Below are 13,579 nucleotides of genomic sequence, written 5' to 3' on the forward strand. Positions count from 1 at the left end.
GGTCCTTGTCGTCTCGTCGGTCCGTACGGGCGGGTGGTGGCGGGTGCTGCGGCGGTGCGTGCTGCGGTGTCAGTCCCAGCGGTCCTCGTTGAGGAAGGTCGCGAGGGCGCGGTAGGTGGCCGGGCCCGGGTCGCCGTCGATCGGGCCCGTGTAGCCGTAGTGGGCGGCCTGGCGCTGCCAGGCCTGGTAGGTGGCGGTGCCGGGGACGCCGTCGACCGGCCCGCGGTAGCCCCAGTGCGCGGTCAGGTCGCGCTGGAGCGCCTGGTAGGTGTTCACGCCCGGCTTCCCGTCGATGGGGCCGGTGTAGCCGTCCTCGATCGCGAGCCAGTGCTGGGCGCGCTGCCAGAACACGGTGCCGGGGACACCGTCGCTCTGCGTCGTGGTCTTGGGCAGCGTCGGTGCCGGGCTCGGTGTGGGCGTCGGGCCCGGCGACGCGGCCCCGGCGCTGAACGCGCTGGCGAAGGCCCGGTCGCGGTCGAGCTTCGCGACGCCGTAGAGCGCGGCCGTCGAGGTGTACTGGTGCGCCGCGTACGACGGGTAGGCCGACCCGATGTCGGGCGTCTGGTGGTAGGTGCCGTCGTTCACGCCGTACGAGGCGACCCACAGCTTGGCGCCGGTCGCGATCGTCGAGGTCCACGGGCCCTTCGTCCGCAGGTTGTCGGCTCCCGTGTAGAACCACAGCACCGCGGTGGGGACGCGGCTCTTCACGCGGTTGAGGAACGTCGCGACCTTGGCGTCGTCCCACAGGACCTTCGAGGTGTCGAGGACCTCGTCGTCCACCGCGAGGACGTCGCCGGCGACGTAGCCGTGCAGGTGGTCGACGAAGTAGTCGGCCGCGGCCGTGGGCGTCTGGTAGTCGCCGGTCAGCCAGTAGTGGCCGACCTTCATCCCCGCCGAGCGCGCGCTGTCCACCTGGCGCGTGTAGTAGGGGCTGACGTACGGGCTGCTGACGATCTGCGAGCCGCCCGCCTTCACGATCGCGAAGGCCACGCCGGCCCGCCCGGCCGCGGCGAAGTCCAGGTCGGCCTGCGACGTGCCGACGTCGATGCCCTCGAGGGTGGTCTCGGCCGAGCTGGCCGGCAGGGCGCGGACGCCGAGCACGGCGGCGGCCAGCAGGAGCACTGCGAGCAGCACGGCGACGGGCCGGGAACGGGTGTGCACGGGTCGACCTCCTGGGTGCCGCCGGGCGGCTCGGGGTGGGTCCTGCCCACGCTGCCCGCTCGTCCTCGGTCGCACACCCCACGAATCCGCGGACTTCGCCCGAGGCCGTCGTCACCCACCCGGAGACGCGCCCCGGACCGGGTCCTACATTGACCGCGTGACAGGGCTGCCGCTGCCGTGGCGCGACCTCGGGGCGACGGCGCAGGACCCCTCCGCCGCGCGGGCGGGCCACTCCGGCACGCCGCCCGAGGCACGCCGTACGACGACGACCGCCGCGCTCGTCGAGCAGGCCGCCGCGGTGGGCGTCGCCGCGCTGCGGCTCAGCCTGGTCGTGCAGATGGTGCCCGCCGTCGTGTCGGGCACCCACCTCTCGCCGCACCCGCGCTGGTACGTCGCCATGTGGACCGTGGCCGTCGTGGTCGTCCTGGTCGGCGCGGTCGCGGCGCTGGTCCGCCGTCGCCCCCTGCCCGCACCGGCGGTCTACGTCGACGTCGCGATCGCGGTCGTCCTGCTGGTGCTGTCGTCGACCGCCGTGCCGGTCGAGGACCGTACGGGGTCGTGGGTCGGGTGGACGGCCGGCTACGCCCTCACCATCGCCTGCACCTCGGGCACGTTGCGCTCGACCCGCGCCTGGCTGTCGTGCCTGGGTGCCGTCGTCACCGGCTACGTCGTCTACGCGGGCCCGCTCGCGGACGGCCCCGAGCTGCCCAGCGTCGTGGCGAACACCCTCGGCTACGTGGTCCTCGCCGGAACGGTGCGGCTGATCATCTGGTACCTGCGCCGGATCTCGGGCATCGCCGACGACGCGCGCGCCGAGGTCGCCCGCCTCGCCCGGCTGGAGGAGGAGCACCGCGCCCAGCTCGCCATGCACGACGCGACGACCGTCATGCAGCTGCTGGCCGACCCGACGCTGCCGACCGGTCTCCGCGCGCAGCTGCAGTCCCAGGCGGTCGGCGAGGTACGACGGATGCGCAGCTACCTACGGGGCGAGCCGGGACGCGACCTACCGCTGGACGGGGCCGACGATACCCGCCTGCGGTCCGTCGTCGACGAGGCCTGCGAGGGGTTCGCCGACCTGGGTGTGGAGGTCTCGACCGACCTGCTCGACGAGGTCGCCGTCGAGCGGGACTGCGCCACCGATCTCGTCGCGGCCCTCAGGACGGTGCTGCACAACGTGCGCCGCCACGCCCGCGCGAGCCGGGTGGTGGTGCACGGCGACGCCTCCCCGCCCGGTCTGGACGGCGTACGGCGGTGGACGATCTGCGTCAGCGACGACGGGTGCGGCTTCGAGGTCGCCACGACGCCGCTCGGGGTCGGCCTACGTTCGCAGGTCGTGGACCAGCTCGCGCTGCACGAGGTGGCAGCGGCCATCCGGTCGTCGCCCGGCCGAGGAACCCGCGTCGAGCTGACGGGCTCGGCCGCCGCGTGAGCACACCCGTGTCCCCCGACGGTCCGGCCCCCGAGCCGAGCCCGGCCCGTCCACGGGTCGTGCTGGTCGACGACATCGCGGCGCTGCGCGTCGCGCTGCCGGCGCTGCTGCCCGGCCTCGACTTCGTCGCCGTCCACGCCGACGCGGAGTCCTTCCTCGCGGAGCGACCGGTGGCCGACCTCGCGCTGCTCGACCTCAAGCTCTCCAACGCCAGCCAGCCGGACGCGGCCCAGGGTCTCGAGCTCGTGCAGCTGGTCGTCGCCGCGGGCTACCGGGTCTGCCTCTACAGCCAGGAGGAGCGGCGGTTCGTGCTGGCCGCGTGCATCGCGGCCGGCGCGTCTGGCCTCGTCAGCAAGTCCGACCCCGTCGACGTGGTCGCCGCCACCGTCGCGCGCGTCCTCGCCGGGGAGGTCGTGCTGCCGGACGGCCTGGCCGGGCTGGCCGAGACCCTCGTCCGGCGCGGCAACCTGCGGCTGCTGAGCCCCCGTCAGCGCGAGCTGCTGGCCGGACGCGCGCGGGGCAAGACGTACGCCGAGATCGCCGGCGAGCTCTACCTGTCGGAGTCGACGCTGCGCGGCTACTGGGCCGACCTCAGCGCCGTCGTGGCCGAGCACCTGCAGAGCACCTCCGCCGCCGACATCGAGCAGGCGATGGGCCTCGCGCCGGGCGACCTCCTCTGGCCGAGGACGGCGCCGGGGCGGCGGCCCTAGACCGCCGCCCCGGGTCCTGCGCTCAGGGGCGTTCGAGCCCCAGGGCGAAGCCCGACCACGAGTTCGGGCCGAGCACGCTGTCCACGGGACCGGTGTAGGAGCCGAACTTCTTCGCGTAGACCTGCACGTAGTGGCAGGTGTTCGGCCCGGGCTTGCCGTCGACCGGCCCTGTGTAGCCGACGTTCTGGCAGGTGGTCTGGATGCCCTTGACGGAGTTGACGCCCCACTGCCCGTCCTGCGGTCCGCTGTAGCGGTTGCGGTCGGCCAGTGCCACCTGGACCCGCTTCTGCGTGGCGGAGTCGGGGGCGTTCCAGGCCCAGTCACTGGTGGGCGTGTCGTCGCCACCCGGCGACCAGGCCTGCACCGGGATCTGCGGGTTGACGCCGTTCCGGTAGGTCCAGCCCTGGTAGGCCCCGACCTTGTAGTCGGCGAGCCTGCTGATGTAGAGGTTCTTGGCGAACGTGTGGAAGTGCGTCCCGTTGGCGAGCGGTGACGTGTTGATGCAGTAGCCGTTGCCGATGTTGGTCACGACGTGGCCGGAGGACGACGCGTTGAACCACGAGAACGACCCGGCCGGCGCCGACGCCATGTCGGAGTGCAGCGTGCCGCTGGCCACCCTCGCGGCGTTGGCCGTCGGGTAGTCCTGCTTCAAGCCCCCCACCGCTGTCTCGGCCCAGGACTGCGCGGCCTGGCACTTCTCCGCCCACGTCCAGCCGGACCCGTGGTAGTTCACGGCGAGCTGGTTGAGGCGTTCGCCGAGCGTGATGGCGTCGATGGTCTCCGCCCAGGCCAGCCCGGGCAGGCCGACGGAGAGGCCGGCGACGCCCACCCCGCCCGCGCCGACGAGGCCGAGGAAGCGGCGACGGCCGAGGGCCTTGCCGAGAGGGTTCTGGTCGCGGTCCGAGCTCGAGGTGCGCATGGGGTGGGCCTTCCTGGTCGGGGTGATGCTCGGACGCTAGGTCGGCGTCCGAGCACCCAGCAAGACCCATAGGCCGACAATTGGTCGGAAGGGGTGAAGTCCGCGATTTCGTGGGGTCGGGGATCCGTACGCTGACCTCGTGCGCACCCCCTGGCGACGTTTCGCGGTGTTCGGCGTCGCCTTCGTCGTCCTGGGAGCGGTGAACCTCGCACGCGTCGTCGGAGGCATCGTCTCCGCGACCGGCCTCGACGCCCTGTCCCTCGTCGGCACGGGTCTGATGAGCGTGCTCGCGGTCCTGTTCCTGCGCCAGGCGGTCCTCCGCCGGCGGGCGAACGGTGGTCGTCGGCGGTCGCCCTAGGAGGTCTGGAGCGACGGGGCGTCACCACTGATCGACCCGCCGTCGGCCGACACCACCGCGGGGTCGGGCGGCAGCGGCCAGTCGCCGCCCCGGTCCGTGGTGGCGCGCCTCGCCAGGAGGTCGGGGACGTGCAAAGCCGTGGCGACGGCGGCGCCGACCTGGACGGCGGCGACCCCGACGCGGGTCCTCGGGAGACCCAGCTTGAGCAGACCGGGCTTGACGCTCGCCTGCACGACTTCGACGAACGGCCGCAGCTCGGCGTCGTACGCCGCCAGCGCGGTGGGCAGGTCGTCGGCATGGGCGTTGACCTGCCGGGCCAGCACGTGGGCGCCGACGAGGCCGGCCGAGATCCCCATGCCGCTGTACGGCGAGGCGCAGTGCGCCGCGTCGCCGAGCAGCACGACCCGGCCCCGCGACCAGGTCGAGGTCCGCACCTGCAGCGCCTCGGAGGAGTAGAAGCCCGGGCTGGTCCGCATGCCCTCGACGAACCGGTCGGCCTGCCAGCCCGCGCCGGCGAAGCGGCCGGCCCAGAAGGCCTGCTGGACCTCGAGCGGTGCGCGGTGGACCGCACGCGCCTCGTCGGAGTCCTCGCGCAGGATGAAGTAGGCCTGCGTCCAGTCCGGGTGGTGGCTCCGGCGCATGATCATCCGGCCGCCGGGCGCCACGTAGGTGTCGCGGACCGGCCCGTCGGTGGCGATCCGCGGGACGAACCAGTACCCCAGGTGCAGGCCGAACCGCCGGTACGGGTCCTCACCCTCGGGCAGGAGGGCCTGGCGGATCCGCGAACCCTGCCCGTCCGCCGCGACCATCAGGTCGAACTCCCCGCTCGAGCCGTCCGCGAACCGGGCGACCACGCGCTCCTCGTCCTGCTCGAAGCCCGTGACGGCCGCGTCGAAGACGTGCTCGACGTCGCCCTCGACGGCCGCGTGGAGGATCCGGACGAGGTCGCCGCGCATGATCTCGTACTCCGAGGTGAGGGTCTGGCGCCCCTGGCCCGAGGTGTTGGCCATGACGGTGCCCCACCGCCTCCCGCGCGCGTCCACGAACGCGACCCCCGGCTCGTCGACCCGTGCCGCCCGCACCTGCTCCAGCAGGCCCATGCGCCTGACCGCCTCGATGCCCTGGCCGCGCAGGTCCACCTGCGCCCCGCTGGCGCGCAGGGCCGGGAACCGCTCGACCACGACCACCTCGTGCCCGCCGCGCGCCAGCCAGTACGCGACCGCCTCCCCTGCCACCCCGCCTCCGGCCACCAGCACCCGCAGCCGCCTGCTCGTCGTCCTCGTCGTCCCCGTCATGACCCGCTCCGCTCTCTATCGGTGATAGGTACGAGGTCGAGCATGCTCTATCGCTGATAGGTTGGCAACGTGACGCGAGCGACACGGCTGAACCGCGAGGTGGTGGCGGAGGCCGCCCTCGACCTGCTCGACGAGGTCGGGCTGGACGCGGTCAGCACCCGCCGGCTCGCGCAGCGCCTCGGCGTCGAGCAGCCGTCGCTGTACTGGCACTTCCGCGACAAGGGCCGGCTCCTCGCGGCGATGGCCGAGGCGGCGATGGCCCCGCACGCGGCGGCACCGCTCCCCGCTCCGGACGACGAGCCGCTCGCGTGGTTCCGGGAGAACGCGCGCAGCCTGCGCCGTACGCTCCTGCGGCGCCGCGACGGCGCCCGCCTCCACGCCGGGTCTCGTCCCGCGGGCGACGACCTCACCCGCATCACCCACAAGGTCACCTTCCTGACCGCGCACGGCCTGCCCGAACCGGTCGCACGGATGGCGCTGCTGGCCGCCGGGCGCTTCACGGTGGGCAGCGTGCTGGAGGAGCAGGCCGACCTCGCGCAGGGCGAGGCCGGGACCGGCCCCGAGGAGGCGGTCGCGCCCGCCGTCGACCACGACGCCGCCTTCGAGGCCGGCCTCGGGTTCCTCACCGACGGCCTCCGACGGCACCTGGACCCGGGATCCACAGCGTGGGCGGGGACACTCGGGAGGCCAGGAACGGCCGACGAGAGGAACGAGCGATGACCGACTTCGAGGGCAGGGTGGCGATCGTCACCGGCGGTGGGTCCGGGCTGGGCGAGGCGATCAGCCTCGAGCTGGCGGCCAAGGGCGCCTCGGTCGTGGTCACCGACATCAACCTCGCCGGCGCCGAGCGCGTGGTGCGGGCGATCGCCGACGCCGGGGGCACCGCGTCGGCGCTGCAGCAGGACACCGCGTTCGCGGCCGACTCCGAGCGCGCGGTGCGGCACGCGGTGGAGACGTACGGCGGGCTGCACCTCGCCGTGAACAACGCCGGGATCGGCGGGCCGCAGGCACCCGCCGGCGAGACCGACCTCGAGGCCTGGGACAGGGTCATCGCCATCAACCTGAGCGGCGTGCTCTACGGCATGCGCCACCAGATCCCGGCCATGCTCGAGACGGGCGCGGAGCGGTGCGCGATCGTCAACATGGCCTCGATCCACGGCACCGTCGCCGCGCTCGGGAACGGCGCCTACACCGCCGCCAAGCACGGCGTCGTCGGCATCACCAAGAACGCCGCCGCGGAGTACGGACCGCAGGGCCTGCGCGTCAACTGCGTCGGCCCGGCCTACATCGACACCCCGCTCCTCGCCGGCCTGCCCGACGAGTTCCGCGACGCGCTCGTCGCGCGGCACCCGCTCGGACGCCTCGGACGACCCGAGGAGGTCGCGCACCTCGTCTCCTTCCTGCTGTCGGACGAGGCGTCCTTCATCACCGGCGGCTACTACCTGGTCGACGGCGGCTACACCGCCGTCTGACCGCTGCGGCCTCAGGCCGCGTAGGCCCGGATGAGCTCGATCATCGAGTCCAGCGCCGCCTCGAGCGGCACCGTGGTGCGACGCGTCTGGGTGAGGAGCAGCCCTCCCTGCAGCGCCGCGAGCAGCGCCAGGGCGAGACGGTCGGTGTCGGTGTCCGGACGCAGGAGGCCCCGGTCCCGCATCGTCGCCAGCCCGGAGCGCAGCGGCGCCTCCCACTGCTCGAACCCGGCGACCAGGTCGGCCCTCGCCTGCGGGTCCTCGTCGGCGACCTCCGCGGCGATCGAGCCGATCGGGCACCCGCCGACGCAGTGCCGTGACCGCTGAAGGGTGACGAGCCGGTCGCGCCACCGCAGCAGCGCCTCGAAGGTGTCGAGGGAGTCGAGCTCGGGCCGCTGCGCGGCGAGGACCGCCTCCGTCTGGTGCGCGATGACCGCCCGCATGAGGGTCTGCTTGTCGCCGAAGTAGTGGTAGAGCTGCGACGCGCTGACGCCTGCCTCGCGCTGGATGTCCTCCACCCCCGTGCGCGTGACGCCGTGGGCGAAGACCAACGACGAGGCGGCGTCGACGATCCGCGCGCGCGTCGCCTCCCCCTTGGCCGTGAGCCGGCGGGTGGAGCCGGGGGTCGAGGTGGTCGTGGCGCTCATGCTGCGAGCCTAGCTGATTTTGGAGTGGTGTATCCAGAAACTTCGGGTCATTCTGGTGCGACCACTCCATTCGAGGGAAGGAACCTCATGACCACCGACCTCACCGGCCAGACCGCGCTCGTCACCGGCGCCACCAGCGGCATCGGGCGCGCCGTCGCGCTCACCCTCGCCGCCCGCGGCGCCCACGTCGTCGTCTCCGGCCGGGATGCCGCGCGCGGCGACGCGACGGTCGCCGACATCCGGGCCGCAGGGGGGCGGGCCGACTTCGTCGCCGCCGACCTCGTGGACGCCTCGAGCGCCCGCGCGCTCGCCGACCGGGCGACCGAGCTGGGCGACGGCCACGTGGACGTGCTCGTGAACTGCGCCGGCATCTTTCCCTTCGGCCCGACGGCCCAGACGACGCCCGAGGACGTCGAGCGCGTCCTGGCCGTCAACGTCACCGCGCCGTACTTCCTCGTCGCCGCCCTCGCGCCGGCCATGGCCGACCGCGGCCAGGGGGCGGTCGTGAACGTGACGACGATGGTGGCGGAGTTCGGCGCGGCGGGCATGGGCCTCTACGGCGCCAGCAAGGCAGCGCTGGTCCTGCTCACCAAGTCCTGGGCCGCGGAGTTCGGCCCGGCCGGCGTACGGGTCAACGCCGTCAGCCCCGGCCCGACCCGCACCGAGGGCACGGCGGCCATGGGCGAGGCTCTCGACCAGCTCGCCGCAGCCGGACCGGCCGGACGCCCCGGTCAGCCGGAGGAGGTCGCCGAGGCGATCGCCTTCCTCGTCAGCGACGCGGCGAGCTTCGTGCACGGCGCCGTGCTGCCGGTCGACGGGGGACGCATCGCGGTCTGAGGGCCCGGTCGCCACCGCCCGGCCGGGTCGCCCGACCCGGCCGGTCAGGTGCCCGGCACGACCGACGCCCGGCGGGTGACGCCGAGCCGGGCGGCCACCCGTCGCGCGACGACGAACGTCACCGCGAAGTGCAGGGCGAACGTGAGGTTGGCCCCCACCTGCACGGCGGCCAGGGCGGCCGGCTCGTCGGCGCGGTAGAACGCGACCCGGACGACGAGGTTGGCCGCCGCGAGGAGCAGCGCGACGAGCGTGCTGACCAGGTAGGTGCGGCGCAGCGCGCGTTGACGCCGCCAGTCCCGGGGTCCGCCGGCCAGCGGGTTGACCAGCAGCCCCATCAACGGCCGGCCGGCCACCAGGGACACGAGGTGGGCGAGGACGAAGAGCGGCGGGACGACCAACGTGGGCAGGAAGAAGGCCCGGGCCTCGCCTGCGAGAGCGGCGACCGCCGCGCAGAGCCCGGCGACGACGAGACCGGCCAGCGCCGCGCCCGGGGACTCACGCCGCAGGAGGCGTACGGCGCAGGCCAGGACCGCGGTGGCCCCCAGGGCGACGAAGGCCGGCCCGAGCCCTGCCGCGGCGTCGGTCGCCACGAAGGCGACGGTCGGCGCCGCCGCGGCCACCAGCCCGACCCCTCCGCCGACCCGCTCCAGCGCTCGGTCGGCGGCGACCCGGACCGCCCCGCGCTCGACGTGTTCACCCCGCCCGAGCACCTCGCGCACGACGGCGCTCCAGCCGCCGGCGGGCGCGCTCATGCGCCCGCGAAGGAGGTCCGGGTGAGCCGCTCGGAGACGTCCCAGACGCGCCGGGCCTCCTCCGCGTCGCGCAGCGTCGGGTAGATCGCCTGCTCGGCGGGTCGGCCGCCGAGGTGACCGGGCCCGCTCGGACCGTAGAAGGCGCCGCCGCGGGCGTCGGCATCGGTCGCGGCCAGCAACGCCGGGAGGCCGGCCGACTCGACGGTGCCGAGCAGGATGCCGCGGCGCGAGAGGGCCTTGATGATGCGACGTCCTGCCGTCTCCTGGGTCCGGCCCAGCTCCGGACGTGCGGCGAGCAGGTTCGTGGGGGCGACGCCCGGGTGCGAGAGGACGCTCGTGATGCCCCAGCCGTGCGCCTGGCTGCGGCGGTCGAGCTCCAGGGCGAACAGGCCGAACGCGATCTTCGACTGCGAGTAGGCCTTCATCCCGTCGTACGACCGCTCCCAGTTCAGGTCGTCCCAGTTGATGCGGCCGCTGCGCGCGGCCACGCTGAGCTGCGACACGACCCGGGCCCGGCCGGCCCGCAGCAGCGGCAGCAGGTGCGCGACGAGCGCGACGTGGCCGAGGTGGTTGGAGCCGAGCTGCAGCTCGAAGCCGTCCGCGGTCTCCTGACGCTCGGGCGGCGTCATGACCCCGGCGTTGAGGACGAGCAGGTCGACGGGGTTCCCCTCGCGGTTCAGCGTCTCGCCGAGCGCGGCGAGGGAGGCGAGCGAGGACAGGTCCAGGTCGCGGAGCGACACGTCCGCGTCGGGCGTGGTGCGGCGGATGGCGGCGAGCGCGGCCTCGCCCTTCGTACGGTTGCGGACGGGCATGACCACCTCGGCGCCGGCGGCCGCGAGACGGCCCGCGATGCGTAGGCCCATCCCGTCACTGGCGCCGGTGACCACGACGCGTCGGCCGCTCAGGTCGGGAAGGGTGATGTCGATCGTGCGGGGCATGGCGGGCACTCCTGTCGGGGTTCGGTGCAACCACCCTCGCCCCGGACAGCCACGCCGTGAAGGACCCGGTCATCCACGGATCGCCGGTCCCAGGGTGGGCGCCACGCCGGGCAGCAGAGGGGGATCGGCAGGCCGTGGTTCCGAGCGCCCCTCGCAGGTAGACAGGACCTCGAACGACGCTCGGTGAACGGGACGAGCAGGACGAGCAGGACGAGAAGGAGATGTCGTGGCGATCGACCGGGCCGGGCTCGCCGAGTTCCTGCGCCGACGACGCGAGTCGCTGCAGCCCGAGGACGTCGGGCTCCCCCGCGGTCAGCGGCGGCGGACCAGTGGCCTGCGGCGCGAGGAGGTCGCCTCGCTGTGCCACATGTCCACCGACTACTACTCCCGCATCGAGCGCGAGCGCGGACCCCAGCCGTCGGAGCAGATGATCGCCTCGATCGCGCAGGGCCTGCACCTCTCGCTGGACGAGCGCGACCACCTGTTCCGCCTCGCCGGCCACCAGGCGCCCTCGCGCGGGACGACCAGCGAGCACGTCAGCCCCGGCCTGCTGCGCATCCTCGACCGCCTCGAGGACACCCCGGCCGAGGTCGTCACCGAGCTCGGCGAGACGCTGCGCCAGACGACCCTCGGCGTCGCCCTCGTCGGCGACCTGACCCGCTACACCGGGCCCTCGCGCAGCCTCGGCTACCGCTGGTTCACCGACCTCGGGACCCGCGCCCGCTACGCCTCGGAGGACCACGCCTTCCTCGGCCGCCTCTTCGCCTCCGGCCTGCGCAGCATCGCGACGCTCCGTGGCCCGGACTCGCGCGCCGCGCGGTACGCCGAGCTGCTGCTGCCGCAGAGCGAGGAGTTCCGCACCCTGTGGGAGACCCACGAGGTCGGCGTGCGCCCGCACGAGGTCAAGCACTTCGTCCACCCCGAGCTCGGCGTGCTCGAGCTGACCTGCCAGTCGCTCCTGGACCCCGACCAGTCCCACCGCCTGCTCGTCTACACCGCCGTCCCCGGCAGCGAGAGCCACGAGAAGCTGCAGCTCCTCTCCGTGATCGGGAGCCAGGCCCTGGCCTGAGTCACGCCCGGGCTGACCAGCCCGGTCACCGCGCAGGCGCGCCGTCGCCGGTCAACGCCTCGGCCTCGCGGACCAGCGCGGCCAGGACCGCGGCGACCGTACGCCGCAGGGCCCGCTCGGGCCGGACCAGCGCGTCGACGTGGCGGGCCAGCGCGAGGTCGCGCAGCGGTCGCAGGACGAGCCCGGGTGCTGCCGGCGCGGTGTGGCGCGGCATCAGCGCCACCCCCGCCCCGGCGGCCACGAGCGCCGCGACGACCGAGAGCTCGTTCACCCGGTGGGCCATCGTCAGCGACCGCCCGCTCGTCGTCGCGATCGCCTCGAGCGGGGCGAGCAGCGGGAAGCCCTCGTGGACCGCGACCCAGGGCTCCCGGCTGACCTCCTCCGCGGTGACCTCGGACCGGTGCGCCAGCGGGTGCTCGGCCGGGAGGGCGACGTCCAGCGGTTCGTGGAGCAGGCGGGTCACCGTGACCGTCCTCGGCCACGGCGGGCTGTGGTCGAGGCGGTGGGCCAGGACGACGTCGTGCTCCGCGCACAGCGCGGGGAAGGCGGACTGGGCCACGTCGCGCTCGGCGCACTCGACGCCCGGCCCGCCCGCCGCGGCCACCCGGACCAATGCGGGGAAGAAGGCCGCGCCCGCGCTCGAGAACGCCGCCACGCGGACCAGACCGCCCGGGTCGGCCAGGAAGTCCTCGACCGCACCCTCGGCGCGGGACAGCGCGGCGGCCACGTCCGCCGCGGCCGCCGCGAGGGCCTCGCCGGCGTCGGTGAGGACGAGCCGCCGGCCCTGACGCCGCGTCAGCGGGACGCCGACGCCGCGCTGCAGCGCGGCGAGCTGCTGGGACACCGCCGACGGTGTGATGAACAGCGCCTCGGCGACGGCGGTGACGCTCCCCCGGTCGCCGAGCTCGCGCAGCACCGCGAGCTGGCGTACGTCCATGAAGCGACGCTACAACGACGCTTGACGAACTGGTCATTGTTCTTCATCCGCCGGCCGGTCACGGTGGTCCCCGTGCAGCCCCTCCGCCCGCGCCCCGGCCTCGCCACCGACCTCGTGCTCATGGGCGTCGCCCTGGTCTGGGGCAGCAGCTACCTCGTGGCCAAGGACCTGACGCTCGCCGCGCCGGTCCTCGTCGTCCTCGCGCTGCGCTACGTGATCTCCGCCGTCGCGCTCGGGCTGGTCTGCCGCGGCACCCGTACGCCGCTCCCCCGCCGCCCGGAGCTCGCCGCGGGAGTCCTGCTCGGGCTCACGCAGGCGGCGGTGCTGACGCTGGAGACGTTCGGGGTGTCGGGGACGACGGCCACCAACGCCGGGCTGATCATCAGCCTGACCGTGGTCCTCACGCCGCTGCTCGACGGGGTCTGGCGCCGCTCCCGGATGCCCGCGCCCTTCTTCGCCGCGACCGCGCTCGCCGTCGTGGGCGTGGCCCTGCTCGTGTCCGGCGACGGGTTCCGTGCGCCCGGCTGGGGAGACGGGCTGATGCTCGCCGCCGCCGTCGTCCGCGCGGTGCACGTGAGCCTCATCGGCCGCCTCACCGCCGGCCGTTCCTCCAACTCGCTGGCGCTCACGGCGGTGCAGGCCGCCGTCGGTGCGGTGGCCCTCTCCGCGGCGGCCGCCCCGGCGCTCGGCACCGCCGTCCCCCGCCTGCCGCTGTCGGCCTGGGCGCAGCTCGTCTACCTCGCGCTGGCCTGCACCGTGTTCGCCTTCCTGGCCCAGACCTGGGCGATCCGGCGCACCTCGCCGAGCCGGGCGAGCCTGCTGATGGGCACCGAACCGGTCTGGGCCGTCCTCGTCGGCGTCAGCCTGGGCGGCGAGCGCCTGACCCTCGTGGCCGCGGTCGGCGCGGTCCTGGTCGTCGCGGCCACCTACTACGGCCAGCACGTCGAGCGGGTCCACCGGCTCGGCTCGGTCGCACTGCCCGAACCGGCCGAGGCGGCGCGTCGGCTGACGTCCGCTTGATGTTCGCGTCGCAGGGGCGCCCCGTCGCTAATCACTTA

At 74.4% G+C, this 13,579-nt stretch carries 15 protein-coding genes; 8 read left to right on the plus strand and 7 right to left on the minus strand.

Going from position 1 to position 13,579, the window contains the following annotated elements:
- Positions 1-69 precede the first annotated feature (69 nt).
- Positions 70-1,161: a GH25 family lysozyme gene (locus tag BLU42_RS11080; RefSeq protein WP_197680411.1), complete on the minus strand. Its 1,092-nt coding sequence runs from the start codon at positions 1,159-1,161 to the stop codon at positions 70-72.
- 157 nt (positions 1,162-1,318) lie between these two features.
- On the opposite strand from BLU42_RS11080, the gene BLU42_RS11085 reads away from it, so the two are divergent.
- Positions 1,319-2,590 (plus strand): sensor histidine kinase, encoded by a 1,272-nt coding sequence (locus BLU42_RS11085; RefSeq protein WP_091074482.1) that lies wholly within the window; start codon positions 1,319-1,321, stop codon positions 2,588-2,590.
- Positions 2,587-3,300 carry a response regulator transcription factor gene (locus BLU42_RS11090; protein ID WP_157719934.1) on the plus strand — a complete coding sequence of 238 codons (714 nt, stop codon included), beginning with the start codon at positions 2,587-2,589 and terminating at the stop codon, positions 3,298-3,300. Before BLU42_RS11085 ends, BLU42_RS11090 begins: the two co-directional genes overlap by 4 nt.
- A gap of 22 nt (positions 3,301-3,322) precedes the next feature.
- Here the strand turns inward: BLU42_RS11090 and BLU42_RS11095 are convergent, their stop codons facing one another.
- The gene (locus tag BLU42_RS11095) at positions 3,323-4,219 is read right to left on the minus strand and encodes a twin-arginine translocation signal domain-containing protein (protein WP_091074484.1); all 897 of its coding nucleotides are present in this window, start codon (positions 4,217-4,219) and stop codon (positions 3,323-3,325) included.
- Positions 4,220-4,358: 139 nt separating this feature from the next.
- On the opposite strand from BLU42_RS11095, the gene BLU42_RS11100 reads away from it, so the two are divergent.
- Positions 4,359-4,577, plus strand: a complete 219-nt coding sequence (locus BLU42_RS11100; RefSeq protein ID WP_157719935.1) for a hypothetical protein — start codon at positions 4,359-4,361, stop codon at positions 4,575-4,577.
- Here BLU42_RS11100 and BLU42_RS11105 read toward each other — a convergent pair.
- On the minus strand, positions 4,574-5,872 hold the full coding sequence (locus tag BLU42_RS11105; RefSeq protein ID WP_091074486.1) for an FAD-dependent monooxygenase: 1,299 nt from the start codon (positions 5,870-5,872) through the stop codon (positions 4,574-4,576). The two genes, BLU42_RS11100 and BLU42_RS11105, sit on opposite strands and share 4 nt — an antisense overlap.
- A 69-nt stretch (positions 5,873-5,941) precedes the next feature.
- On the opposite strand from BLU42_RS11105, the gene BLU42_RS11110 reads away from it, so the two are divergent.
- Together BLU42_RS11110 and BLU42_RS11115 are read left to right on the plus strand one after the other, a co-directional pair.
- Positions 5,942-6,592: a TetR/AcrR family transcriptional regulator C-terminal domain-containing protein gene (locus tag BLU42_RS11110; protein WP_197680412.1), complete on the plus strand. Its 651-nt coding sequence runs from the start codon at positions 5,942-5,944 to the stop codon at positions 6,590-6,592.
- Complete coding sequence (locus tag BLU42_RS11115) at positions 6,589-7,344, plus strand: SDR family NAD(P)-dependent oxidoreductase (protein WP_091074487.1); 756 nt, start codon at positions 6,589-6,591, stop codon at positions 7,342-7,344. The genes BLU42_RS11110 and BLU42_RS11115 overlap by 4 nt, the downstream gene beginning before the upstream one ends.
- A gap of 11 nt (positions 7,345-7,355) precedes the next feature.
- On the opposite strand, the gene BLU42_RS11120 is transcribed toward BLU42_RS11115, so the two are convergent.
- Positions 7,356-7,988, minus strand: a complete 633-nt coding sequence (locus BLU42_RS11120) for a TetR/AcrR family transcriptional regulator (protein WP_091074488.1) — start codon at positions 7,986-7,988, stop codon at positions 7,356-7,358.
- 87 nt (positions 7,989-8,075) lie between these two features.
- Here BLU42_RS11120 and BLU42_RS11125 point away from each other — a divergent pair, with 87 nt between their 5' ends.
- A complete protein-coding gene (locus BLU42_RS11125; protein WP_091074489.1) occupies positions 8,076-8,825 on the plus strand; it encodes an SDR family NAD(P)-dependent oxidoreductase in 750 nt (249 codons plus the stop codon).
- Between the two features lie 44 nt (positions 8,826-8,869).
- Here the strand turns inward: BLU42_RS11125 and BLU42_RS11130 are convergent, their stop codons facing one another.
- Together BLU42_RS11130 and BLU42_RS11135 are read right to left on the minus strand one after the other, a co-directional pair.
- Positions 8,870-9,577, minus strand: a complete 708-nt coding sequence (locus BLU42_RS11130; protein ID WP_091074490.1) for a DUF3159 domain-containing protein — start codon at positions 9,575-9,577, stop codon at positions 8,870-8,872.
- Positions 9,574-10,515, minus strand: coding sequence for an SDR family oxidoreductase (locus BLU42_RS11135; protein WP_091074491.1), 942 nt, complete (start codon positions 10,513-10,515; stop codon positions 9,574-9,576). Before BLU42_RS11135 ends, BLU42_RS11130 begins: the two co-directional genes overlap by 4 nt.
- 226 nt (positions 10,516-10,741) lie before the next feature.
- Between BLU42_RS11135 and BLU42_RS11140 the strand changes: the two genes are divergently transcribed.
- On the plus strand, positions 10,742-11,584 hold the full coding sequence (locus tag BLU42_RS11140; RefSeq protein WP_091074492.1) for a helix-turn-helix transcriptional regulator: 843 nt from the start codon (positions 10,742-10,744) through the stop codon (positions 11,582-11,584).
- Positions 11,585-11,609: 25 nt separating this feature from the next.
- Here BLU42_RS11140 and BLU42_RS11145 read toward each other — a convergent pair whose 3' ends face one another.
- Positions 11,610-12,521, minus strand: coding sequence for a LysR family transcriptional regulator (locus BLU42_RS11145; protein WP_091074493.1), 912 nt, complete (start codon positions 12,519-12,521; stop codon positions 11,610-11,612).
- Between the two features lie 72 nt (positions 12,522-12,593).
- On the opposite strand from BLU42_RS11145, the gene BLU42_RS11150 reads away from it, so the two are divergent.
- Positions 12,594-13,541 (plus strand): DMT family transporter, encoded by a 948-nt coding sequence (locus BLU42_RS11150; protein WP_231918101.1) that lies wholly within the window; start codon positions 12,594-12,596, stop codon positions 13,539-13,541.
- Positions 13,542-13,579: the final 38 nt, after the last annotated feature.

It is taken from the genome of Microlunatus sagamiharensis (genome assembly GCF_900105785.1).
GTDB classification, from domain to species: Bacteria; Actinomycetota; Actinomycetes; order Propionibacteriales; family Propionibacteriaceae; genus Microlunatus; species Microlunatus sagamiharensis.